The following is a 24,332-nucleotide window of genomic DNA, read 5'->3' on the forward strand; positions in this document are numbered from 1 at the left end:
GGCTGTTAGTAAATACTGCATCACTTTGATGGTGTGAAGTAAATAGTAGGCCGGCAGTCGATCGCTGGCCTGCTGCCTTTTAAGGATATATAGTGATTTCGAAAATTGTTTCAGAATATAAATGGAAGCTATTTTTTGCGGCGATATTGAGCGCGTTAAGTGCAGGCGTAAGTCTATGGCTGATCTCTATGATCAATGCCTCTCTAGCAGGGGCAGGAATGGATGATTTTGTCCTCACGTTTCTTGTGGCCATCGTTCTGTTGTTCACTCTAGGTTTTTTTTCGCAATGGCTACTTGCAAGACTAGGAACATCTTTGGTCTTTCGTATACGCTCTTTGTTGGTTGAAAGTGTATTGGGCACGAGCTACGAACAGCTGGAGAAGATAGGGGGCCACAGAATTCATGCTACTATCACCACCGATGTAAATAGCCTCTCTGAGGCGTTGGCAATTATACCGGTATTTGTTGTAAACCTCACAACAATATTGCTGTGCTTCAGCTATTTGGCGTACTTGTCTCCGATCATGTTCACCGTTCTTTTTTTATCCTTGGGTAGTGGTGTCTCGTTGACGGCATATATTATGTATCGGGGCGCTAGGATTTTCACTGCTTTAAGGGATAGTGAGGATGGTATGTTTAGCATGTTTAAAGGTATGGTCGATGGAAGTAAGGAGTTAAGCTTAAATGAGGCTAGGAGAAGTTTCTTTCTAAAACAATTAGCACGACCTAGATTGGAAGAGGTAAAAACGCTCGAGTCCAGCGCACTGACATATTGGGTTTTGACTCAAAGTTGGGCATCAACTATCCTGTTTTTTTGCTTGGGGCTGCTTGTATATTTTGCTTTTGCGGTGTATGAAATTGAGATTGTGGTTTTAACGGGTTTTGTTTTATTTACTACTTATATGGTGGGGCCTCTAAATTTTGTAATGCGTTCTTTCCAATTTCTTTTCAAGGGGCGAGTTGCTTATAAAAAAGTTCAATCGCTAAGTTTGGTGGAAAACCAACTTGTGGATAGAGTGACCGAGAAGAACGATGTTAACGGATGGGGTAAGATATCTGTTAGAGGTTTAAGGTATAGTTATGAGGAATCGGGTGATCTAAGCTTTTCAATTGGCCCGGTAGATTTCGAGGCCTCTGAGGGGGAGGTAGTTTTTATTCGGGGTGGAAATGGAAGTGGTAAATCAACTTTTGCGAAAGCACTAGTCGGCTTATATTCTCATTGTTCAGGCAGTATCCATCTCGGCGATGTTGAGATTTCAGAAAAAAACATTCAGTGGTATAGAAATCATTTTTCTACTATTTTTTCTGACTTTTATTTGTTTGAGCACATTCTTAATTCTAAGGGAGAATTGGTTTCAAAGGTGGATGTCTGGCCTCATGTCGAGCGCTTGGGGATGGCAGACAAAGTAGATATTGTTGATGGAAAGCTATCGACAATTGATTTATCGCAAGGTCAGCGAAAAAGGCTGGCCATGCTACTAGCTTGTGCTGAAGATGCCCCTATTTACCTCTTTGATGAATGGGCGGCTGATCAGGATCCAATTTTTAGGAACTATTTCTATCGGGAATTACTTCCAGCATTTAAAGCAGATGGTAAAACCGTGATAGTTATTTCTCATGACGATAAGTACTTTGATGTGGCGGATAGGATGTACAATTTTGAGCTCGGTAAGGCGTATCAGGAGGAGTCGGTCATTCAAGAATTGGAGTTGTCTTCACAATGAACTATGCGGGAAGAATGCATACGAGCTCAATTGAAAATGTAGACGAATGGTTTCAACGGGATGAAATTACCTGTGCAAGCTCGGCGCCAATTAGATTGTGCTGTTTCCCTTACGCGGGGGGGAGTGCGCAAGTGTTTCAAGGCTGGCAAAGTGAGTTAGGCCTAGATGTTGAGGTGCTCGGCGTCGAATTACCTGGGCGTGGCCGGCGGTTCGGCCAGCCTTTGCTTCACTCGCTAGATGAATTGTCAAATTCTATTGCCAAAGTCATTTCCAGGCTTAACACAAAGCCTACAGCTTTTTTTGGGCATAGTAATGGTGCACTTATTGCTTTTGAGGTCGCCAGAAAGTTGTCCCTACTAGGTCTTGATGAGCCAAAGCTTCTAATCTTGTCAGCCAAGAAGGCTCCTCACTTGATTCAGGAAAAGAAGCTTCACACTCTGCCAGATGAGGCTTTGTTGGCCGAGCTTAGGAAATATAACGGTACACCAGAGGAAGTTTTGGCAAGCCCTCCATTGATGGAGGTTTTTCTCCCAATTCTTCGTGCCGATTTTTCGCTAAGTGAAACTTATTCTTGCAGTGTGGACTGGAAGTACAAGGGCGCAGTAGCGCTTTTTGGAGGTGCTTCAGATCAAACCGTGTTGGAGCCGGAGCTTCTCGCTTGGAGGCAGTGCATGGAGGGGGAGGTCTCTCTGGAAATGTTTAATGATGGCCACTTTTTTATTAATACTCTACGATCAGAGGTTGTACGCGCGGTTGCTCGGGAGTTGAGTGAAATTACATTAGCGGCTTAAGGTGGTTGCAGGCTGGTTTTGTGCGCAAGCATTAACGGGCCCTTAGGTGAGGGCCTTAGCTGTTGCTAAGGTCTCATATATTGCCATATACAAAAAAGCCCCGCTCTTGTGAGCAGGGCTTTTTTGTATATGGCGGACCGGACGGGACTCGAACCCGCGACCTCCGGCGTGACAGGCCGGCATTCTAACCAACTGAACTACCGGTCCGCATTCCTGCTTCTCTTTGTTGCTCTTGCCGGGCAAGAGTAAGAGAAGTGGTGGGTGGTACAGGGGTCGAACCTGTGACCTACGGCTTGTAAGGCCGTCGCTCTCCCAACTGAGCTAACCACCCCTCGTCAGGAGCTGCGTATCTTAATGAAATTCCCCGCGGCGTCAACGCCTTTTTTGAATTTTTTTTTGTCTTTCAATGAGTTAAGGCATTTAACCGTGAGATGGTGGGCGTGTCCGGCAGGTGGCGACACTGTTATAATCGCGTAAATTTCCAGGTATGAGCGTGAGACAAACCGTGAAACAGAAAAGCTGGCTGGGGCAATTTCTACTTGCGTTTGGTGTGCTGTGCCTTTCGCTTGTGGCGCAGGCGGTGGTGGAGACGGAGAAGTTGTCCTCTCCAGAATTGGAGGCACGCTACCGGGTGCTGATCGAAGAAATGCGTTGTCCAAAATGCCAGAACCAAAATCTGGCCGACTCGGATGCGTCGATTTCTGCCGATTTGCGCCGGGAAATTCGCCGGCTACTGGAAGAAGGGTTCACGGATAAAGAAATTGTTGACTATATGGTGGCCCGTTATGGGGACTTTGTTCTCTATAGGCCTCCGGTGCAGCGCAATACCCTGGCGCTTTGGTTGGCTCCCGGCATCTTTGCCCTGGTGGGCCTGCTGGCTTTGATTGTGATTGTGGTGCGTTCTCGCAGTGGTACCGGTGCCAGTCAAGAGGATGGCTCTGGTGAGTTGACCGCTGAAGAGAGGCACCGTTTGAAGAAACTGCTGGGTGATGACCTGGAAGATTTGACTGACCCTGGGAAGAAGAGCAAATGACTGATATTTGGTTTGGTTTGGCGATCCTGCTATTACTGTTAGCTTTTGTCTTCCTTTTGCCTGGGCTTCGTGGGGCTGGAGCTCGACGCTCGGGTGGCGACAAGCGTGAAGCCCTGGCGCAGTTGTACCGAGAGCGTACACGAGAGCTTCGCGCAGCCGTAGAAAGTGGCGCTATGGATGAGCAGCAATTTACCCAGCTAGAAGCGGAGATGGCCCGGGAGCTGTTGAGCGCCAAAGAGGGTGCTGATGCAGTTACCCCCTCACGGCGCGGTTCCGGATTGCTGATTGGTTTGGCGGTTCTGGTGCCTGTGGTTGCAGTGGGGGCCTATGTCCTGTCTGAACGCCCGCAGGAAGTAGCCCTGTACCGTGAGATGTTGGCCAGTCAGCAGGGGCAAACCGACCCCTCGGCAGAAGAGCGAATTACCAATCAGTTGAAGCAGCGGGCCGAGACACATCCAGAGGATTTGAGCAGTCGCTTCGTCTTGGCTCAGAGGCTTCTGGTTAGTGGTGATATCGACGGTGCGGTGAGTGCCTATCGCTATGTGCTGTCGCGGGAACCCGAAGCGGTTATGGTCAAGGCTGAGTTGGCGCAAGCGTTGTTTTTTGCTGGCGGCTCTAAGATAACCGATGAAATCCGCACTCTGGTTGGTCAAGTGTTGCAGGCTCAGCCGAGTAATGGTACGGCGCTGGGGTTGGCGGGAATTGCCGCTTATGAGGATAAGGATTACCGCAAGGCGCGGGATCACTGGCAGGGTGCGCTGGCACAGTTGGCGCCTGGGTCTGCCGCGGCAGAGGCGCTGGCGGCGGGTGTGGCCCGCGCAGAAAAGGCCCTGGCTGAAGATGGTAAAGATGGTGCGGTCGAGATTGTTCAGGCCGCTGTAGAGGAAGATTCTGCAGTTGAGGGCAAGGCCGCAGCGGAAATCCGTGTGCAGGTGAGCTTAAGTGATCAAGTCAATGCAGATCCATCGACCCCGGTGTTTATTTACGCCCGCAGCACTGATAGTCCCATGCCCCTGGCGATTGTGCGCCTGACCGCGGGGCAGCTGCCTGCCGAAGTGGTGTTGGATGAATCCCGGGCAATGATGCCGGGGCGCTCCATCTCCACCGTGGATACGGTGCAACTGGTCGCGCGCCTGGCTTTACGTGGCGATGCGCGTCCTGCAGCGGGCGACTGGCAGGGCTCAATTAAGACCCTGCCGAAATCCGATTGGGGTGAGTCACAGTCCATCGTGATCGACCGAGAGCTGTAAATTTATTCGGTATTCAAGCATTCCGTCGGCAGGCCGCGATGCTCTTTTGAGTGTCGCGGCCTGAGAACTATTTGACGCCCGAGCGGTCACAGCCGCGCCGGCAGTTAATAAGATTTTATCCTGCCGTTTCTGCTGATTTTGTATTGCTTGAAATGTTGGCGTTGGGTACCAGTTAAAGTCGATGCGCGATCATGACTTGACCACTGGCCATTCAGGCCGATAATCCGCGTGAAAAGATACTGTGAAAAGCCGCGCTGAAAGCCCCGGTGGCGCCATGTACAATTGAGTGTTTGGTGATCGGGCCGGCAAAGATAAAAATACCGAGTTTAAGAATACATGCGTCTGAAGTGCATCAAGCTTGCGGGTTTCAAATCCTTTGTTGACCCCACCACTGTTTATTTCCCAACAAACCTCAACTCGGTGGTTGGCCCTAACGGCTGCGGCAAGTCGAATACGATCGATGCTGTGCGTTGGGTAATGGGGGAATCGTCCGCGAAAAACCTGCGCGGCGATTCTATGACAGACGTTATCTTCAATGGCTCTAGTGGCCGCAAGCCTGTTGGCCAAGCCTCTATTGAACTGGTATTCGATAACTCCGCTGGCAAATTGACCGGCGCCTACGCCGCTTTCTCCGAAGTCTCTGTAAAGCGCAAAGTTACCCGAGAAGGGCAGAATAACTACTACCTGAACGGGGAGAAGTGCCGCCGCCGCGATGTAACCGATCTGTTCCTGGGGACCGGTCTCGGTCCGCGCAGCTACGCGATTATCGAGCAGGGCATGATTTCCAAGTTGATCGAGGCCAAGCCTGAGGAGCTCAGGGTTTATATCGAAGAGGCCGCCGGCATTTCCAAATACAAGGAGCGTCGCCGCGATACGGAAAACCGCATGCGCCGTACCTCGGAAAACCTGGAGCGCCTCACCGATATCCGCGATGAACTGGATCGGCAATTGTCGCGCTTGGAGCGCCAATCCGCCGCGGCAGAAAAATACAGCCGCTTTAAAGAGGAAGAGCGCAGTCACAAGGCAAATTTACAGGCCCTGAAATACCGCGAACTCAATGAACAGGCCGTGGCCAAACAGCAACAAATTGGCGAACTGGAACTCACCGTTGAGGAGTTGGTAACCCGGCAGGTGAACTGCGATACCGGCATCGAGCAAAAGCGCGTTGGCTATCACGAGTTATCCGATGGTTTTAATGAGGTACAGGGGCGCTTCTATGCTGTGGGCGCGGACATTGCCCGCCTGGAACAGAGTATTGCCCATGCCCGCGAGCGCTCCACGCGCCTGCACTCTGATTTAGCCCAGACCGAGCAGGAATTCCGCGAAGCAGAGACCAACTTGGAAGTGGATCGCGAGAAGGCAGCCCAGTTCGAAGAAGAGCTGGAAGTGATCGTTCCAGATCTGGAGATGGTGCTCGCCGCGGAGGAGGATTCCGCCACCGGCCTGCTCGAAGCCGAAGAGCAGATGCGCAACTGGCAAAATGAGTGGGACCAGTTTAATCAGGGGGCTTCCGGCTCTCGCCAGAAAGCCGAGGTGCAGCAGTCCCGCATCCAGCATCTGGAGACATCCGGACAGCGACTGCTGGAGCGTATTAACAAGCTCATAGCAGAACAGGCTGGCCTACAAGTTTCCGAGGATGACGAGGAAACCCTGCAGTTGAATGAGCAGCTCGCCGAGCTGGAGATGCAGGTACAGGAGCGTCGCGAGGAAACTGCCGAGCGCACAGAATCCCTGCAGGAACTGCGCAATCGCGAGCGGGAGCTGGCGACCGAATTGGACCAGCTGCGCCTGCAGTTGCAAACCAGCCGGGGCCGTCAGGCTTCCCTTGAGGCGCTGCAACAGGCTGCGCTGGGGCAGGGCAAGGCGGTGGAAAATTGGTTGCAGCAGCAATCCCTGAGTGATCGCCCGCGTCTAGCCGACCAAATCCAGGCGCAAGCAGGCTGGGAAACTGCGGTGGAAACCGTACTCGGCCAGCAGTTACAGGCGGTCTGTGTTGAGCAGTTGGAAAGTCTGACCGAGGGCCTGGAGCAACTGCAAAGTGGTCAGGCCGTCTTTATCGATGGCACTGCGGTGGGGGCAGCAGCCGCTGGGCAGCTACCCACTTTGGCGAGCGTTGTACAGGGGCCGTCGTCTCTCACCGGTTTGCTGGCCGGAATCTATACCGCGGACACTCTTAATGAAGCGCTGACACAGCGCGCTGGCCTGCAACCCCATGAATCCATAGTGACTCGCGATGGGCTTTGGCTTGGTCCGAACTGGTTGCGAGTGAGCCGTGCCAGTGATGCTGAGACCGGGGTGCTCGCCCGCAAGCAGGATCTGGAAGCGCTGTCCGCAGAGATATCTCTGTGCGAAGAGCAGATTGAACAGTGCAGTGAGCAGCGTGAATCTTTGCGCGAGCAAGTTACCGGCGTTGAGCGGGCGATTGAACAGGCCCGCAACGATTCCGAGCAGCTCGGGCGTCGTGAGGCCGAATTGCGCAGTCAGCTCTCCGCCCGCCGCGCCCGCGCGGAACAGATGAGCGAGCGTCGCCATCGTATCGAGCAGGAAATCGCCGAGGTGCGCGAGCAGCAGGAGATTGAGGGCGAGTCACTTTCCGAGGCGCGCCTGATGTTGCAGGAAGCCGTGGAGGCCATGAGCGATGACACCGATCGTCGTGAAATGCTTATGGAGCGCCGCGAGGCCCTGCGCGAAGCTCTGGATGCCGCCAGGCAGCGTGCCCGCGAAGACAAGGATCGCGCTCACGAGCTGGCGATGCGCGAGCAATCGGTACGCACCCAGATGGTTTCTCTGGAGCGCACATTGCAGGTGATGAGCGAGCAATTGGAGCGCTTGCGCAGCCGCCGCGCCCAGCTGCAGGAACAGATGGCTGAAACCCAAGACCCCTCCCAGGATTTCCAGATGGAGCTGGAGGAGAAGCTGGGTGAGCGTATCGAGGTGGAAGCTGAGCTGGCAGAAGCGCGTAAAAAGCTCGAAGAGGTGGAGACCGGCCTGCGTGAGCAGGAGCAGGAGCGGCATAAAGTTGAGGCGGCTTTACAGGGCGTGCGCGCCCAGTTGGAGCAGGAGCGCCTCTCCGCACAAACTCTCGAAGTACAGCGCAATGGCCTGGTAGAACAGCTGCGTGAAGACGAACAGGATTTGGATCAGCTGCTCGAGCTACTGCCTGGGGATTTGACGATTGCCCAGGTGCAGGAAGATCTGGAGTTGGTGGCCGCGCGTATCTCACGCCTGGGCCCGATCAACCTCGCTGCTATTGATGAATACAAACAGGAGTCTGAGCGTAAACATTATCTGGATCGCCAGTATGGTGACCTGATGGATGCGCTGGAGACTCTGGAAAATGCAATTAAGAAAATCGACAAAGAGACGAGAAGCCGCTTTAAGGAGACCTTCGATCAGGTCAATGCGGGTTTGCAGGAACTCTTCCCGAAAGTTTTCGGAGGCGGTAACGCTTATCTGGAGCTGACCGGCGAGGACCTGCTCGATACCGGGATCGCGATCATGGCGCGCCCACCGGGCAAGCGCAACAGTACGATTCACCTGCTCTCCGGTGGGGAGAAGGCGTTGACGGCAATCGCCCTGGTATTCTCTATTTTCCGCTTGAATCCAGCACCTTTCTGTATGTTGGACGAAGTGGACGCTCCTCTCGATGACGCTAACGTAGGTCGCTACGCACGAATGGTTAAAGAAATGTCAGAACACGTTCAGTTCATCTATATTACCCACAACAAGATTGCGATGGAGATGGCAGATCAGCTGTTGGGTGTGACCATGCATGAGCCGGGTGTATCTCGCCTGGTGTCGGTGAATGTGGAAGAAGCTGCTGAGCTGGCTTCTGCATAAGGCGTAAAAGGAGGGGCGTTTAAATGGATAACTGGCTGGTTACGATCCTCGTTATTGTGCTGCTTGTCGTGGTGCTGGATGGTGTACGCCGCGCAATTTTGCGACAAAAAGCCGCGGTGAAGGTATCGCGCAATATGTCCAAAGCGATGCAATCCGAAGTGGGGGGCCATGTGGACCCACTTGTGCAGGAGCAGGCTCGCCCACCGGAAGTGGGTGAGTTTTCCGATGAATCCCAGGAAGAGACAAAGCCGCGACCGGCAACCAGTGAGTTGCCCGGCCAGGTGCGTGTCGTGCAGAGACGCGCTATGGAAGATGCTCTGCATGTGAACCGCCAGGTGCAGGAGAGTTTTATTTCCTCACGTAAACCTCTGGCTGGCAGTACGCCGCAACGCAGTGCCCATGAGCAAGGGGTGCTGGATCTGGAGGAGCAGGTTCCCACGTTGATGGATTCTGTGGGCGAGGAGCAGCGCTTTGAGCCGGCGCTGGATGAGTCCGAGAGCTTCAGTGCGCTCACCGAAGAGCGCGTAGAGCCCACGTCCCAAAGGGCAGAGCCACAATCCCGCGAAACCGATACGCGTGTGTCGGCCAGCAAAGACGCCTCTGTAGAGAAAAGCTCGGCCCGCGATGAGGTGTTGGTGATTAATGTGATGGCCCCTGAGGGGGATTACTTTGAGGGTAACGATCTTCTGCGGGTAATGGTGGCCTCGGGTATGCGTTTTGGTGAGATGAATATCTTCCATTACCACGAGGATGGCGGTGCCGATGGCGCTGTGATTTTTAGCCTGGCCAATATTGTTGTACCGGGCGTTTTTGACCTGGCGCAAATGGAAGAGTTTGCCACTCCGGGAGTCAGTATGTTCCTAGCACTACCGGTTGAAGGCGAGGCGATAAAGGCTTTCAACCAGATGCTTTCGACCGCCCATAAAATTGCCGAACTACTCGGTGGTGAGCTGAAGGATGAAAATCGTAGTGTTTTCACTGCCCAGACCGCTGAGCACTATCGCCAGCGCGTAGTGGAATACCAGCGCCGTCGCGCCCTGAATAAGGCGCAGGGCTGATAGTCTGCAGCGCTATTAGTTCGCATAGTTTTTATTCGTATAGTTTTTACAATTCTTACTTTGTAACAGCGCGGCCCCAGCTCGCGGAAAAGCCCTCGGGCTCAACCGCGGCCTGGGGCCGTTGTTGCATTGGAATTCCATTTTTCTGATTTATTTTCACTCGAATAGTCGATGACCAATCAAACCATTCCCCAGTCGATGCGCGAGCGGGTGCAGGCCCTGCACGAGCTGCTCCTCAAGGCCAACTATCAATATTATGTGTTGGATAACCCCGAATTGCCCGATGCGGAGTACGACCGCCGCCTGAGAGAGCTGCAGGATATAGAGCGGCAATACCCGGAGTTACTGAGCCCGGACTCACCTACCCAGCGGGTCGGCGCAGAGCCACTGTCTTCTTTTACTGAGGTACGCCACGAAGTGCCCATGCTTTCTCTGGACAATGCCTTTAGTGATGAGGAGTTGCTGGAGTTTGATCGCCGGGTGAGAGACCGCCTGAATAGCAAGGGCGCAATCGAATATGCCTGTGAACCCAAGCTGGATGGTATCGCTATCAGTCTGCTCTACCGCGATGGCATTTTAGAGCGTGCGGCGACCCGTGGTGATGGCACCACCGGTGAAGATATTACCCAGAATGTGCGCACCGTGGGCTCGGTGCCGCTGCGTTTGCGTGTAGGGGAGGGGATCGCAAACTACCCGGCTGTGCTGGAAGTGCGTGGTGAAATCTATATGCCCAAGGCCGGCTTCGCCGAGTTAAACCGCAAGGCTGCGGCCGCAGGGGAGAAGCTGTTCGTCAACCCCCGCAACGCGGCGGCGGGTAGTCTTAGGCAGCTCGATTCCCGCATTACCGCGCAGCGCCCGCTTGAGCTTTGTGTCTATGGCACTGGGCTAGTCGAGGGGGCCTCTCTGCCGGAAGAACATCTGGCAACGCTCGAGCTGCTGGGGCAGTGGGGGTTTAGGGTGAATAGCGAAATGCGTGTGGCAGCGGATATCCAGGCCTGCATCGAATACCACCGCGAACTCGGTGAGAAGCGCGAGGGCTTGCCCTACGATATCGATGGCATTGTGTTTAAGGTGAATAGCATTCCCCTGCAGCGCCGCTTGGGCTTTGTCGCCAGGGCGCCGCGCTGGGCCATGGCCTACAAATTTCCCGCACAGGAAGAAATGACCGAGCTTCTGGATGTGGAGTTTCAGGTGGGGCGCACCGGTGCCGTGACCCCGGTGGCCCGTCTCAAACCGGTGTTTGTCGGCGGGGTGACTGTCTCCAATGCCACTTTGCACAATCGCGATGAAATCCAGCGCCTCGGAGTGATGATCGGCGATACCGTGGTGATTCGCCGCGCTGGGGATGTGATTCCACAGGTGGTTTCGGTTGTGGAGAGCAAGCGTCCGAAAGATGCCCGTGTCATCGAGTTTCCAACGCACTGCCCGGTGTGTGATTCGCCCGTGGAGTCCACTCCCGGAGAGGCGGTTGCACGTTGTAGCGGTGGTTTGATTTGCAGCGCCCAGCGCAAGCAGGCGATCAAACACTTCGCTTCGCGCAAGGCGATGGATATCGATGGCCTGGGGGACAAATTGGTGGAGCAGTTGGTGGATGAGGGGCTGCTGCACTCGGTTTCCGGCCTCTATCACCTGGATCTTGAACAGGTTGCCGGGCTCGAGCGCATGGGACAAAAGTCCGCACAAAACCTACTTGATGCCCAGGAGCGCAGCAAAGATACCACCCTGCCTAAATTCCTTTACGCCCTGGGTATTCGCGAAGTAGGAGAGGCGACTGCGCGTAACCTGGCACGTCACTTCGGCTCCCTTGAATCGTTAATGGCGGCCAGTGAAGAGGCGCTGCAAGAAGTGGAAGATGTGGGGCCTGTTGTTGCTCATTTTGTTGCCGAGTTCTTCCAGCAATCCCACGCTCAGGAGGAGATAGAAGCCTTGCGCCAAGCCGGTGTGCATTGGGCGGTGGAAGAAACAGGTGTTGATGAACAACCCCTGGCGGGCCAGACCTGGGTGCTGACCGGAAAGCTGGAAACCCTTTCCCGCAGCGAGGCCAAAGACTACCTGCAGCGTCTCGGTGCCAAGGTGGCCGGTAGCGTCTCTGCAAAAACCCATCATGTCGTCGCGGGCCCCGGTGCCGGTTCAAAATTGAATAAAGCGCGGGAGTTGGATATTCCGGTGATGGATGAAGAGGGGCTGATGGAAATGTTGCGTCAGCGGGGCTTTGAAATTTAACGTTAGGTACGCGGGCACTGTGAAGCAGTGCTCGCACTTTCCGTTAAACCGCACAAACCCTGAATAAATAAATCGGCGAAGCTTAGGGCAACGCTAATGAACGTCTGTGGAGTTATGGCTTTCTGGTCGCTTCGCCGTTAAAGTGCATCTTCTAGATCTTTTTTGCCCTGGGTACCTGATGTCCGGCGGCGCTGTGGTAAGGAATGGAATTAATGCTTCAGGGCGATCAGGAATCCATAGTCTACGGTTGTATCAAGGACAGTAATAGCCTTGCCGGCGGCAGCGAACGCCGTCGTATCAATCGCAATGCAGTATTGGCGCTACCCAGTGCAGACGAGTGGCCTTTCCTCTGTCGCGACATGTTCTCCATTCCCACCATTAAGATGAAGCAGTCCCAATACCAAACGGATGTCATCCATTTTGGTGCCTCCTACCGTGCTGTGGAGTATGAATGGGATATGTGGATTCAGAAGTTTGAGGAATTGCTGAGGAGCATGTACTGGGTTTCCGCCACGGTACATTTAGAGACCGAACTCTCCGGGGTGCACTCCTTTAGCTGGGAGGCCGCGGGTCTCTACCACGAGCCCGGTAGCGGTGATATGCAGGTGCGCTGCGAGTGGACTCAGGAGGGGCGGGTGAGTGTCTAGCAGGGCTCGCTCCTGGGGATTCCTGCCCCCTGCATACTAATCCTCTCCCACAATTCTTCCCGCACTCTCTAAGGCTTCTTTATAGTTTTCTTCTCTTCGCCTTTTCCTGTGCGACAGCCTTTTCGCGAGGCATCAGTCACAGATTTCGGGCCCCTGTTCCAGTTCGACAACTATATTCCCTGAAACCCCCTTTCAGTGGGACTTTGGTCTGGTAAAGTGCTGTTTGCCATCCCACCGCAGAATGTGGGTTTGGCGGGCTGTTCAGCCAGATGATAAGAATTGGCGCTGCATGCGCCTTATCAGGAAGGAAATATTATGTTCAAAGCGAACTCTCTACTTTTCGCCAGTGCCTTGATGTTGTCGCCGCTGCTGCAGGCTGCAGAACATGGCAGCAAGACCGAAGCCGCGGAAAAGGCTCCACAAGAAGCCAAGCTCTACATTATCTCCCCGAAAGATGGTGAGAAGGTACCGCAGACATTCACTGTGAGGTTTGGCCTGTCTGGTATGGGCGTCGCTCCGGCGGGCGTGCAGCGCGATAACACCGGCCATCACCATCTGCTGATCGATGTGGATGATATGCCTGATCTGAGTAAGCCCCTGCCGGCGACTGATAAAATTATCCACTTCGGTGGCGGGCAGACAGAAACCCAGGTGACCTTGCCGCCCGGCAAACATACGCTACAACTGGTGCTGGGTAACTACATGCACGTGCCGCATGAAAACCCGATAGTGTCGAAGAAAATCACTGTAGTCGTCGAGTAATCACCGGCAAATTCCACTTTTCTGAATGGTGCACAGGAGTGCACCCTGAGAGATATAAATGGGCGACAAATACCGCATTGAAAAGGACAGTCTCGGCGAAATTCAAGTGCCACAGGAGGCGCTTTATGGGGCTCAGACTCAGCGCGCCGTAGAGAATTTCCCAGTCAGTGGCAAGCCCCTGCCCACTGAATTTCTCCAGGCCATAGTGCTGATTAAAAAGTCTGCGGCCGAGGCCAACAGGGATCTGGGTTTACTCGATAAAGCGCGGGCAACCGCGATAATCGCTGCCTGTGACCGTCTTGGTGATGAGGAATATGCGCACCATTTTCCTGTGGACATTTACCAAACCGGTTCCGGCACCAGTTCCAATATGAATGTGAACGAGGTGCTGGCGCACCTTGCCGCAGAGGGGAATGATCTGTCCATCAGTCCCAATGATCATGTCAATATGAGCCAGAGCAGTAATGACGTGGTTCCCACGGCGATACATGTATCGGCTCTGCTCGCAGTGCGCGACAAGCTGCTGCCGGCACTGCGCAATCTTCATACCGGAATATGCGATAAGAGCGCCGAACTGGAAAACGTGGTCAAAACGGGGCGAACCCACTTGATGGACGCCGTTCCCATCACTATGGCGCAAGAGCTCAGTGGTTGGGCTGCTCAAGTGGAAGCCTGTCGCGAACGCATTCGCGGTTGTATGCCTCGCTTGGCCCAGTTGGCCCAGGGGGGCACGGCGGTGGGCACTGGTCTCAATGCCCGCGCCGACTTTGCCGAGCTTTTCGCGCAAAAGTTGAGTGCGCACACCTCCCAGCAATTCCGCCCTGCGGATAATTTTTTTGAAGCGATTTCCAGCCAGGATACTTCCGTGGAGCTGTCTGGGCAGCTCAAGGTCTTGGCTGTGGCGACGATGAAAATCGCCAATGACCTGCGCTGGATGAACAGCGGTCCCCTGGCCGGTCTCAAGGAAATTGAGCTTAAGGCGCTGCAGCCGGGTAGCAGCATAATGCCCGGCAAGGTGAATCCGGTAATTGCCGAGTCGGCCGCAATGGTGGCAGCCAGGGTGATGGGCAATGACGCAACAATCACAGTGGCTGGGCAGAGTGGCAACTTCCAGCTGAATGTCATGTTGCCTCTAGTAGCCAGCACATTGCTGGAGAGTATCCACTTACTCGCCAACGCCGCACAGCTGCTGGCGGATCGGGCGATTGCGAGTTTCACTGTAAACCGCCCTCATATTGAGGAAACCCTGGGGCGTAACCCCATCCTGGTTACCGCCCTGAATCCGGTCATCGGCTATCTGAAAGCCGCAGAAATTGCCAAGGCGGCCTATAAAAGTGGTCGACCAGTGATGGATGTGGCTCTGGAAATGACCGATCTGGACCGTAAGGCTTTAGAGGAGCTGCTGGACCCAGCACACTTGGCCAAGGGAGGGATAGTGGGCGAATAGCCCTTCTTTAGATCAGGAAAATCAGGCAAAGATGCCGATGCCCAGCAGGATCAGGGTAATAATCAATGTCATGAGCATCATCCAGCGAAAGAGGCGCAGCAGGGTGGCCTGATCTTCAGGTTCCAGCATTCTTCTGGGCATTCGCGCCTCCTGCGGCGTTGACAGATACCTGCCGATCCCTCACGATTCGACGCCGCGTCGGTACCTAGGGAACATTTGATTAATTTTGTAATGTTTCTGAGAGGCTTTCAGAGGCTCCAAGGTACTGACAATATAATGGTAGCGCCACAAGACGTGGCTATCTCACCTGTTTTGAAATCAATGTATCCAGATCACCATGGCCAATAAAAGTCGCCGCTCCTTTATTACCAGTGTGCTCGCCTGTGTCGCATTTATTGCGGCGGCGATCTATAGCTGGGACCTGCCTGTCAAGGATGTTCTTTATTACCTGGTCCTATTGCTGGCAGCGCTGTTTGTCATTATTGCAGCTGCGATGGGTTTTGGGGCCGTATTGAGCTGGTTGCGCAGGCGAAAGTAGACAGATGGCGGCATCAGAAGAGGACATTCGTATACCCATTGCCTACCTGGAGCGACTGCTGGAGGAGGCGACTCGCCACGGCTGTGATCGTGCGGAGTTGCTTGAGTCGGTCGGTATCGATGAGCAGGAGCTGGAGGGCGTGGCCGCATTTTCGGCCATCAAATACGGCCGTCTTTACCAACGGGTTATGTGGCTGGCTCAAAATGAGTGGTTTGGCATGCTCAGCGGGGGGCGGGTGCGCTCGGGCTCCTTCCGCTTGTTGTGTATGGCGGTGGTCAATTGCGCAACTTTGCGCCAAGCCATTACGCTCTGTGCCGAGTTTATGGAAATCTGCCGTGGTTTTAAGGTAAAGCCGGAATTACAAGGGGATGAAGCCGGCCGTGTTCGAGTGGAAATCCACGGCATCAGCTCCCTGGAAGCGGGGGAGTTTGAGCGGCTGCTGGCATCCACAAGCCCCAGCGTGGTGCGTACCACCTTGGCAGTTTGGCACCGTTTTTACTGCTGGCTGGCGGGGCGTGAAATCCCGCTGGCGCGCTTACATTTTTCTTTTCCCTGCCCGGAAGAGTTCCGCAGCCTCGCTCAGAGTGAAGCGGACGAGCTGTCTTTTGAGCAGCCCTTCAATGCACTTGAATACGACGCGCGCTATCTCGACTATCCGGTGGTGCAGAGCCCCCAGATGGTGGAGGATTTTATTCGCACAGCGCCCTATCACCTGGTGATCAGCGACGGCAGTGCCAACAGTATCAAAACCAAGGTTAAAACCATCCTGAATCGGGATGTGAGTGAATCCATGCCCGCCGCCGAAGCTGTGGCGGATCGACTCAATATGTCGGTGACAACCTTGCGCCGCCGCCTGCAGCAAGAGGGCACTTCCTACCAGAAGTTGAAAGATGAGTGCCGTATGGAAGCCGCCTTCCATTATCTGAGCTGCCCGGATCTGTCTAATGGGCAAATTGCCGAGATGCTTGGGTTCGATGAATCCAGCGCCTTTTTCCGCGCTTTTAAAAAGTGGACTGGGATTACGCCAGGCGAGTATCGCCGTGGCGGCCGCGCCGCTGCCGGCCTGGATATTTGACTGAGCTGGTCACATTTTTTCGAATTCCCGCCTCGATTTGTCACCGCTTTGGACGGATTTAGCCATAGAGGGGGCCGCAGCCTTACTACTATGATGAACCAATCTTAGTAATTAGTCACAACTATGACCAGGCAGTTTCTGGCTGGTCTTAACATAACCGAATTGAGGGTATCAGGATGACCGATATCAAAGTGCCACTACGTGAGATGCGTTTCGTAATGCGCGAGATGCTGGACTCAGATAAGCATTACGAGTCTCTGGGTTTTGAGGAGGCAACTCCTGATGTCGTGGATGCCATCCTGGAAGAGGGTGCCAAGTTCTGTGAAAACGTACTGGCTCCGCTGAATCAGATTGGCGACCAGCAGGGCTGCACCTGGAAAGATGGCGAAGTCACCACTCCAGAAGGCTTTAAAGAAGCTTATCAGCAGTTTGTAGAGGCCGGTTGGCCGGCGCTTCCCCACGACCCCGAATACGGCGGTCAGGGCCTGCCGCCCTCTCTGGGCACCATCATGAGTGAGATGGTGGGTATCGCTAACTGGTCCTGGGGTATGTACCCCGGCCTATCCCACGGTGCCATGAACACCCTGGAAGAGCACGGTACCGACGAGCAGAAGAGCGTTTACCTGACCAAGCTGGTTGAAGGTAGCTGGACTGGCACTATGTGTCTGACCGAGCCGCACTGTGGTACCGACCTGGGTATCCTGCGCACCAAGGCTGAGCCCAATGCGGATGGCTCCTACGCGATTACCGGCACTAAAATCTTTATCTCCGCCGGCGAGCACGACATGACCGAGAACATCGTGCATATCGTTCTGGCGCGCCTCCCGGATGCCCCTGCGGGCACCAAGGGCATTTCCCTGTTTATCGTACCCAAGTTTGTACCCAATGCCGATGGCTCCCTGGGTGAGCGCAATGGTGTTGTGTGTGGCTCCCTCGAGCACAAAATGGGTATTCATGGTAATGCCACTGCAGTATTGAACTTTGACGGCGCTAAAGGCTTCCTGATTGGCGAGCCGAACAAAGGCCTGAACTACATGTTCACCTTTATGAATACTGCGCGTCTGGGTACCGCTCTGCAGGGTCTGGCCCACTCAGAAGTTGGCTTCCAGAAATCCCTGGCGTACGCCAAGGACCGCCTGCAAATGCGCTCCCTGTCCGGTGCCAAGAATCCTGAGGGTCCCGCTGACCCGATTATCGTGCACCCCGATGTACGTCGCATGCTGATGACCCAGAAGGCTATCTCTGAAGGCAGCCGCATGCTGGTTGTTACCTGTGCGCAGCTGGTAGATATCACTCATAAAGGTGACGACGAAGCGAAGAAAGAAGCGAATGACCTGCTGGCTTTCCTGACTCCAATCGCCAAGGCATTTATCACCGAAGCCGGCCTTGAATCCGCTAACCTGGGCCTGCAGTGCTTCGGTGGCCACGGCTACATCGCCGAGTGGGGCATGGAGCAGAATGTTCGCGATGCGCGCATCTCCACCATCTACGAAGGCACCACTGGCGTTCAGGCTCTCGACCTGTTGGGCCGCAAGGTATTGATGAGCCAGGGCGAACTGCTGCGCCGCTTCACCAAGAAAGTGCACAAGTTCTGCCAGGCGGAAATCGACAACGAAGCGCTTGCGCCCTTCGTTACCAAGCTGCAGGAACTGAACAAGCAGTGGGGCGACCTGACCCTGCACGTAGGCGGTAAGGCAATGGAAAATCCGGATGAAGTCGGTGCGGCTTCCGTGGATTACCTGATGTTCTCCGGTTACACCGTACTGGGTTACCTGTGGGCGCGTGCGGCTAAAATCGCTAACGACAAGCTGGCTGAAGGCACTGCTGAAGCAGATTTCTATAATGCCAAGCTGAAGACTGCCCGCTTCTATTTCGAGCGCATCCTTCCGCGTACCGCTAGCCATGCTGAAACTATGCAGAGTGGCGCGGCCAACCTGATGGACCTGGACGCAGAGCATTTCGCGTTCTAAATCCAACCTCAGCAAAAAACCGCCGGTTTTCACCGGCGGTTTTTTTTACCGGCGCCGAAGTGGCCAATGACGGAGAGATTCCGATGCAATTGCCGGATTCAGTTCAGGAGCGCCTGCGGCGCATAGCTTGTTCGTACCCACTTGCTCGGGTACAGTTCAGCCTGCCGGATGCCTGTGACTTTTATGTTTACGTAAAAGGAGCTCCGAATGATCTCGAAGTGGTTTCTGAGTTCGGGCAAACGGAAGAACCGGCACTAATATTGGTAATGGCTAATCACACTTTGAATGCAATTTTGGATGGCCATTTGAACGCTAGGCACGCCTTTTTGTTGGGAGATGTCCAATATTCTGGAAATACAGAGTTGGCCGCTGCGCTGGCAGGTTTGTTTCCTGCGCAGAGCAAAGAGGTAAGCGGGCTTTGAGGGGCATGAATCAGCCTCTTTTTTATTGTCTCGCAACATACTACAAACAATAAATAATTTCTCGCTGGCTCCGAAAGATGGCAGGTTTCGTCTATAAGGACGGGAGAAGTGAGCAAGCGATAACAACAATCAGGAATGGGAGAAGAGAGTTGGACATTGATCGCAGCATTCTCGATGTATTTAAAGGCGCATGCGCCAAATTTAGTGACCGACCGGCTTTCACCTGCCTGGGGCGAACCCTGACCGTTGGTGATATCGATACCCTGAGCGCAAAGTTTGCCTCCTATTTACAAAACCAAACTAATTTAAAGCCCGGCGATCGCATTGCTATCCAGCTGCCCAATGTACTGCAGTATCCTGTGGTGGTTTTTGGCGCTCTACGTGCCGGACTCGTGGTCGTCAACACCAACCCGCTGTATACACCGCGTGAATTAAAGCATCAGTTGAATGATTCCGGCGCCAAGGCGCTGGTAGTGCTGGCCAATATCGCCGATACCGCTTCTGCCGTTGTAGACGAAACCAGTGTTGAGAAAGTGATCGTTACCGAGATCGCCGATCTGCACAGCCCTCTAAAGCGGGTTCTGATTAACGGTGTCGCCAAGCACATCAAAAAAATGGTGCCGGAATTTTCCTTTTCCCAGCAGGTGAATTTCCGTGAGGCTCTCTCCCTCGGTGCACAGCAGGCCAGCGAAGATATTGAACGCGCACCAGAAGATATTGCGGTGTTGCAATACACTGGCGGCACCACCGGCGTTGCCAAGGGTGCAATGCTGACCAATCGCAACCTGGTTGCCAATATGCAGCAGGTGCTCGAAGCGTTTGGCAGCGGTATGAAAGAAGGTGAGGAGTTCTATATTGCTCCGTTGCCGCTCTATCATATTTACGCTTTTACCATTCATTGCATGTGTCTGTTCTCCACCGGCAACCACTCCTTACTGATTCCCAATCCGCGCGATATTCCCGGCTTTGTGAAAACTCTGAAAGGGCAGCGTTTCACTGGCTTTGTGGGTCTGAATACCCTGTTTAATGGCCTGATGCTGAATAAAGATTTTGCAGAGCTGGATTTCAGTAAGCTGCACTCAACAGCTTCCGGCGGTATGGCGTTGACGAGAGATACCGCCAAGCGTTGGGAAGAACTGACCGGCTGTGTGGTAATGGAAGGTTACGGGATGACTGAAACCTCTCCTGTTGTGTCCTTCAACCCCACCGATGGCGTGCAGCTGGGTACCGTGGGTATCCCGGTTCCGGGAACCGAAGTCAAAGTCGTGGACGAGAACGGCAACGACTTGCCGAACAATTCTCCCGGTGAACTCTGTGTACGTGGTCCTCAGGTAATGAAAGGCTACTGGCAGCGCCCAGAGGCCACGGCTGACACCCTCGATAGCGAAGGCTGGTTGAATACCGGTGATATGGCAGTGATCCAGGACGATGGTTACATCAAAATTGTGGATCGCAAGAAGGACATGATTATTGTGTCTGGCTTCAATGTGTATCCCAATGAGATTGAGGATATCGTCAGCGCCCATCCAAAGGTGACCGAAGCCGCGGCTATTGGTATTCCCGATGATAAGAGCGGTGAGCAGGTGAAGCTTTTTGTGATTAAGGCGGACCCCTCTCTGACTGAGAAAGAGGTCATCGCTTTCTGTCGCGAAAATATGACGGCTTACAAGGTGCCGAGGTCGGTCGAGTTCCGCGAAGATCTGCCGAAGACCAATGTTGGCAAGATTCTGCGTCGCGAATTGCGCGAAGAAGAATTGAAGAAGAAGGATGCAGTCGGCGCTTGATGGATAGTTAGCCTGTAAATATTTGGCAGGTTACTGCGACACAAGGATGTGTTGCTGTCGGTCAATTGAGCGGCTCTGGTCCACTAAAATCCCCTCAAACTCCCCCCTTGTCTGCGCCAGTAATTCCTCGGCGACTATCTCATCGAAAAAGATCTATTCACTGATTGCCGGGTGAGCGATTTCCCTGTGCATGTATGAGGGCTACCCAAAAGCTCCGCTGAAAACGGTGGGGCTTTTTTCGTTGGCTTGTTTTACTCGCAATCGAGATATTTGGTTACCGGCGGAGGGGAGATAAAAAGATTAATCGGGATATATAGGGCAAGAGGCGATATCGATAAAAAGAGATTGGGCTTCTACTGCGGCGATGCTGGGGTAATCACCGCAGTAGAAGGTTCGACGGGGTGTTTATTTGCGGGCTTCGGAGCTCGCGTCGCGAATCGCGCGGAACTCGTTGCCCTCATACCAGTTGGGCCAGTCGCGGCTATTGGCTAGCTGCAGACCCAATTTGAGTCCAAGCTGCAGATCCATGGCTGAGCCTTTCAGGTTCCAGGAGGGATCATACTCGTCGCCGGGTTTATGGTAATGCTGGCTGACATACTCTGCCCCTTTTTCCTGGGCCCACTTGCGGCCATGCTCGAAATCGTCTGTGCCGGAGTCAAAGTACAGCATGGGTACGCCTTTTTTCGCCAGGCTGAAGTGATCTGAGCGATAGAAGTAGCCGCGCTCAGGGTGCTCTTCCGCAGCCAGGTAGCGGCCCTGTCCCTTGGCTGATACTTCCAGCAGTTGTTCCAGCTCACTGCTGCCGTAACCGATGACGGTAATGTCACGGGTCGGGCCCAATACGTTCATGGCGTCAAAATTGATGCCCGCGACGGTTTTCTCTAAGGGGGCGACGGGCTTTTCTGCGTAGTACTTGGAGCCGAGCAAGCCGGACTCTTCAGCGGTTACGGCAACAAACAGCAGTGAGCGCTCTGGGCGATCCAGCTTTACTGCCTCAGCGGCCATAGCCAGCAGGCCGGCAGTGCCAGTGGCGTTATCTACGGCACCGTTAAAGATCTGGTCTTCACCTTCCGCATTTTTGTTCACGCCCAGGTGGTCCCAGTGCGCGGTATAGACAATCACCTCATCGGGATGCTTTTTGCCTGGTAGTTTGGCGACTACATTGCGGGAATTGGATTTTTGCAGGCTGTTTTTCAGCTCTACGCTGGCAGTAGCCCCGAGAGCCTTTGGTTTGAAGCCCTGGGTTTTGGCTGCGTCCATTTCCTTTTGTAGATCCAGGCCCGCTGAACGGAATAGTGCGTTGGCGGCTTGGTTAGTCATCCAGGCTTCAATGGCAACCCGGTCAGCGTTTTTGTTCTCGGCTTCGAGGCTGACTTGTGCCCCAGACCAGGAGCCACTGACCACTTCCCAGGGATAACCGGCAGCACCGGTTTCGTGAATGATAATCGCACCATCGGCACCTTGGCGGGCGGCTTCTTCGAACTTGTAGCTCCAGCGACCGTAATAGGTCATGGCATTGCCATTGAACAGAGCTTCGTCCTTGGTCGCGTAACCGGGGTCATTCACCAAAATGACTGCGGTTTTGCCTTTCATATCCAGGCCGGCGTAGTCATTCCAGTTATTCTCTGGTGCGACAATACCGTAGCCGACAAATACCAGCTCGCTGCTCTCCAGGGAGGAGCCCGCGGTTTGTCTCTGGGTGAAGGCCACCATATCGTTGATCGGTTGCAGCAATTGTTCAAAACCATCTCCCTTGAATGTTAGGGGGGTAGTTTCTATTTCCATTTCCACGATAGGGACTTGTTGGAACCAGCTGGGTTTGCCGGCAGCATCCATAGCTCCAGGCTCCAGCCCAAGGACCTTGAACTGATCCGCCAGGTAATTCACGGTGAGTTCTTCACCCTTGGTGGCAGGTGCGCGCCCTTCGAACTTGTCGGAGGCGAGGATCGCAATATGTTTGTGTAGGTCTGCGGCAATCGCATCAACCTGAGCCTGTTCGGCTTCACTGAGAAATAGCTTGGTGTCTGTTGCTTGCTGGTGATCAGCATGGGCTGCGCCGTGATCAGCGTGTGGCTTGGCGGCTTCGGTGGTGCCTTTGCCACAAGCGGTCAGAGCGCTGCCGACGGCAATGGCCAAGCCGAGGCGGCGCCAGAGGTTAGGGATTTGCATAATTATGTCCTGTGAGTCTTGCTCAGATGGGGATTATGCACGATATAAAGCAAACTAACGACAGTTCTCAAAGAACCCAAGGGGGTATTGAAAGGTTGGGGTAGTTCGTAGGAGGGAAGAGCCCGCGTGACTCACACGGGCCCGAATAAGCAATTATTTGGGGATGTTTGGGCCGGGCTTTACTCGCTACGCAGCCACTGACCTTCATTCGATTGGTCTTGATAGTTAATCCAGACCTTGTCGTAGCCGGTGGCTTCCTTCGCCGCCTTCAAGGCTTGATTGTCTTTACTGTTTGTGGGTACCTCAAAGACATACTGGCTGCCGAGGGCTTGGCAATTGGCGTTTCCGTAATCCCAGGGGCCGATAGAGGCGGTAGCCACCCAGCTGCCATCATTTATATTTTTGCAAGCGAAGCTGTATTGATTGCTGCAGTTGGAGTCGTTCCAGCGACCATTGCCCCACTGCATTGCACAATCTTCATTATTGAGGTTATTGGGTTCGTTTTGATCCCAGGACCATATGGCAGCGGCGATACGGCCGTCACTGGTGTTCATATTATCCAGGTTGATAATGTTGTGACCCAGAGCGAAGCCATTGCGCACATCGTTAGTGGTAATTCTCTCGATGCCACCACTGAAGATTTCGCCAATAGTGCCAATAGTAGTGCTGTCCTCCCAGACGCGTCCGATTTCGCCGAGTCCGGTAAAGGCCATATTCTGCATGCTGGTGTTTCCAGAGCAGCCACCATCCTTCCAGAGCACTACCTGTTTGCCGGCAGCGAGCACCTGGTTCTTGGTGAGTGTGCTGGGGATGCTTTGGCAACCGCCGCTAAAATAGATTTTGTCACCGAACCTGCTGGTTAACTGATCGTAGAGATCCTGGTGGTGACCATCGGAGTGGTCTTCGATATACAGGATAATCACCTCATCCTGGTTGGCGCTGTCATTCAGCCAGTCCTTCACCTCGTTGAAGCCTTCGGTGGCGTACTTGTCATTCAGGCTGCAGAAGCCGTGACAGAGCAGCAGGCGTTTGGGGTAGGAGAAAAGACTCTCCATCTTTGCTGTCCAGTGAACGTCCAGCTCAATAAATCTTGCCCCCAATCGCAACTGATCTTTGATGGAATATTCCTGTTGGGGATCGAGATAGCGACAACCTACAGAAAAATTACAAGCCCGATAGACTTCTGAATTATAAGAGTTGTGTGTGCCGAGAATATTGTTCTCGCTCATAGGGGTGTGGTTGTCGATCTGTCGTTGCAGATCCAGGGCTCTGCCTGTCCAACTGTTAAGAAAGTCGGTGACGCTATCTGCCAAAAGTGGTGTGCTGACAAAAAACAGAATGAAAAAAGCTGCATGAATCAACTGCTTGATAGAGCGTATCATTATTATTCTCCGAGAAGTTTTTGGAAGGACTACTGCCCCCCTCAACTCAGGAATTTGAGTTGAAGGGCTTGGTTGATTTTGGTTGGGTTTATTGTTTTTGTTCTGTTGATGGAAAGCGTTTTTAATTATTTTTTGTTTTTACTATGGATGACTTTACCTGTCTATAGGTGGCGTTTCACGTTGCCGATTTTTGTGGTGAGTGTTGCTTTTACATTGA

Annotated in this window: 17 protein-coding genes and 2 tRNA genes; 15 read left to right on the plus strand and 4 right to left on the minus strand. The window is 53.7% G+C overall.

What is annotated here, in order from left to right; translation table 11 throughout:
* Positions 1-92: 92 nt before the first annotated feature.
* On the plus strand, positions 93-1,724 hold the full coding sequence (locus ACXAFI_RS05890) for a cyclic peptide export ABC transporter (protein WP_475108045.1): 1,632 nt from the start codon (positions 93-95) through the stop codon (positions 1,722-1,724).
* Positions 1,721-2,515, plus strand: coding sequence for a thioesterase II family protein (locus ACXAFI_RS05895; protein ID WP_475108046.1), 795 nt, complete (start codon positions 1,721-1,723; stop codon positions 2,513-2,515). The genes ACXAFI_RS05890 and ACXAFI_RS05895 overlap by 4 nt, the downstream gene beginning before the upstream one ends.
* A gap of 130 nt (positions 2,516-2,645) precedes the next feature.
* On the opposite strand, the gene ACXAFI_RS05900 is transcribed toward ACXAFI_RS05895, so the two are convergent.
* Both ACXAFI_RS05900 and ACXAFI_RS05905 read right to left on the minus strand, forming a co-directional pair.
* Positions 2,646-2,722, minus strand: a tRNA-Asp gene (locus tag ACXAFI_RS05900).
* Between the two features lie 48 nt (positions 2,723-2,770).
* Positions 2,771-2,846: transfer RNA gene (locus tag ACXAFI_RS05905), tRNA-Val, on the minus strand.
* 174 nt (positions 2,847-3,020) lie between these two features.
* Here ACXAFI_RS05905 and ACXAFI_RS05910 point away from each other — a divergent pair.
* The 13 genes from ACXAFI_RS05910 (at position 3,021) to ACXAFI_RS05970 (ending at position 20,564) form a co-directional block, all read left to right on the plus strand.
* Positions 3,021-3,548, plus strand: coding sequence for a cytochrome c-type biogenesis protein (locus tag ACXAFI_RS05910; protein ID WP_253868615.1), 528 nt, complete (start codon positions 3,021-3,023; stop codon positions 3,546-3,548).
* A complete protein-coding gene (gene ccmI, locus ACXAFI_RS05915; RefSeq protein ID WP_475108047.1) occupies positions 3,545-4,798 on the plus strand; it encodes a c-type cytochrome biogenesis protein CcmI in 1,254 nt (417 codons plus the stop codon). The genes ACXAFI_RS05910 and ccmI overlap by 4 nt, the downstream gene beginning before the upstream one ends.
* A 336-nt stretch (positions 4,799-5,134) precedes the next feature.
* Complete coding sequence (gene smc, locus ACXAFI_RS05920) at positions 5,135-8,638, plus strand: chromosome segregation protein SMC (protein ID WP_475108048.1); 3,504 nt, start codon at positions 5,135-5,137, stop codon at positions 8,636-8,638.
* A 23-nt stretch (positions 8,639-8,661) separates the two neighbouring features.
* The gene (gene zipA, locus ACXAFI_RS05925) at positions 8,662-9,696 is read left to right on the plus strand and encodes a cell division protein ZipA (protein ID WP_475108049.1); all 1,035 of its coding nucleotides are present in this window, start codon (positions 8,662-8,664) and stop codon (positions 9,694-9,696) included.
* Positions 9,697-9,867: 171 nt separating this feature from the next.
* Entirely contained in the window at positions 9,868-11,919 is a 2,052-nt protein-coding gene (gene ligA / locus ACXAFI_RS05930; protein WP_475108050.1) for an NAD-dependent DNA ligase LigA, read from the plus strand.
* 212 nt (positions 11,920-12,131) lie between these two features.
* Positions 12,132-12,566, plus strand: coding sequence for a hypothetical protein (locus ACXAFI_RS05935; protein WP_152456343.1), 435 nt, complete (start codon positions 12,132-12,134; stop codon positions 12,564-12,566).
* Between the two features lie 315 nt (positions 12,567-12,881).
* Complete coding sequence (locus tag ACXAFI_RS05940) at positions 12,882-13,328, plus strand: DUF4399 domain-containing protein (protein ID WP_475108051.1); 447 nt, start codon at positions 12,882-12,884, stop codon at positions 13,326-13,328.
* 58 nt (positions 13,329-13,386) lie between these two features.
* Complete coding sequence (locus ACXAFI_RS05945) at positions 13,387-14,775, plus strand: class II fumarate hydratase (protein ID WP_475108052.1); 1,389 nt, start codon at positions 13,387-13,389, stop codon at positions 14,773-14,775.
* Between the two features lie 337 nt (positions 14,776-15,112).
* On the plus strand, positions 15,113-15,313 hold the full coding sequence (locus ACXAFI_RS05950; protein WP_152454125.1) for a hypothetical protein: 201 nt from the start codon (positions 15,113-15,115) through the stop codon (positions 15,311-15,313).
* A gap of 4 nt (positions 15,314-15,317) precedes the next feature.
* A complete protein-coding gene (locus tag ACXAFI_RS05955; protein ID WP_475108053.1) occupies positions 15,318-16,388 on the plus strand; it encodes an AraC family transcriptional regulator in 1,071 nt (356 codons plus the stop codon).
* Between the two features lie 176 nt (positions 16,389-16,564).
* Entirely contained in the window at positions 16,565-18,358 is a 1,794-nt protein-coding gene (locus ACXAFI_RS05960; protein ID WP_475108054.1) for an acyl-CoA dehydrogenase C-terminal domain-containing protein, read from the plus strand.
* Positions 18,359-18,441: 83 nt separating this feature from the next.
* Complete coding sequence (locus tag ACXAFI_RS05965) at positions 18,442-18,780, plus strand: SCP2 sterol-binding domain-containing protein (protein ID WP_444919420.1); 339 nt, start codon at positions 18,442-18,444, stop codon at positions 18,778-18,780.
* A gap of 149 nt (positions 18,781-18,929) precedes the next feature.
* A complete protein-coding gene (locus ACXAFI_RS05970; RefSeq protein WP_475108055.1) occupies positions 18,930-20,564 on the plus strand; it encodes an AMP-binding protein in 1,635 nt (544 codons plus the stop codon).
* A 405-nt stretch (positions 20,565-20,969) separates the two neighbouring features.
* Here the strand turns inward: ACXAFI_RS05970 and ACXAFI_RS05975 are convergent, their stop codons facing one another.
* Entirely contained in the window at positions 20,970-22,733 is a 1,764-nt protein-coding gene (locus tag ACXAFI_RS05975; protein WP_475108056.1) for a M28 family metallopeptidase, read from the minus strand.
* Positions 22,734-22,912: 179 nt separating this feature from the next.
* Positions 22,913-24,115 (minus strand): phosphatidylinositol-specific phospholipase C domain-containing protein, encoded by a 1,203-nt coding sequence (locus tag ACXAFI_RS05980; protein WP_475108057.1) that lies wholly within the window; start codon positions 24,113-24,115, stop codon positions 22,913-22,915.
* Positions 24,116-24,332 lie beyond the last annotated feature (217 nt).

This window comes from Microbulbifer sp. ABH2_005, from assembly GCF_056160005.1.